This is a genomic window from Novosphingobium sp. MBES04 (genome assembly GCF_000813185.1).
Taxonomy (GTDB): domain Bacteria; phylum Pseudomonadota; class Alphaproteobacteria; order Sphingomonadales; family Sphingomonadaceae; genus Novosphingobium; species Novosphingobium decolorationis.
This window is the reverse complement of the sequence record NZ_DF850490.1, coordinates 118,645-119,348: the sequence shown is the minus strand read 5'-3', so window position 1 is coordinate 119,348 and position 704 is coordinate 118,645. Positions and strand designations below refer to the sequence as shown.

The following is a 704-nucleotide window of genomic DNA, read 5'->3' as shown; positions in this document are numbered from 1 at the left end:
AGACCATGCCTGTGGTCTGGCGCAAGGGAAGCTTGAACACGCCCTTCAGCGTCAGGCAGGCTTGGATCGCCACATTCGAGATGGCAGGCTGCCGCCCGCGCTTGCCGGTCGGAGTGGACAGCCACTGCATCCCAGGATCGAACCAGACCTGAAGCGAACCCCTCTGTGCCAGCGCTGCGTTGTAGGACTTCCAGTTCGTCGTGCGGTAGCGTGCGCGGGGCGGTTATCTCATTGCAACCTCTTAACGAACTGGATTTGCAAACGGAAGCCTTCGGGCATTTGCGCAACAAAGCCGCTCCGAATGGTCCAAGTTTCAGGTGGCGGAGCAAGACAAGCCGAGCCAATTCTCGTCGCCTCTGTCACGAACTCAACTTATGGAAGGGGATCTAGAAGAGTCAATATTGATCCGTTCAAGGCTGCAATTGCATCGACTGCTGCATCTCGGTAACTATGCCAAGAATGTCCAGGCGGCGTTATTGAAATAGCAACTTCTTTAACTAAATTTTCTTCCGGAATTAGAGACGATTTTATAATGGCCTCAACGACTCGAATAAGTTTAAAGCTACCATCAACCTGAAGCGTTGTGCCACAGTGATCGACTCCAATTCCATCTAGTTGATGCCGGATCTCGGCAATTACTGCATGAGTGATATTCTGACGATAGTCCATAGAAACAAGATGCAACATATAGGGGTGTTTGAAAA

Annotated in this window: 2 protein-coding genes; both read right to left on the bottom strand. The window is 51.0% G+C overall.

Going from position 1 to position 704, the window contains the following annotated elements; translation table 11 throughout:
• The coding region (locus MBENS4_RS24450; RefSeq protein WP_242405100.1) for a transposase at nucleotides 1–172 on the bottom strand (172 nt) is incomplete at its 3' end.
• A gap of 200 nt (nucleotides 173–372) precedes the next feature.
• The coding region (locus MBENS4_RS25605; RefSeq protein WP_159108122.1) for a hypothetical protein at nucleotides 373–704 on the bottom strand (332 nt) is incomplete at its 5' end.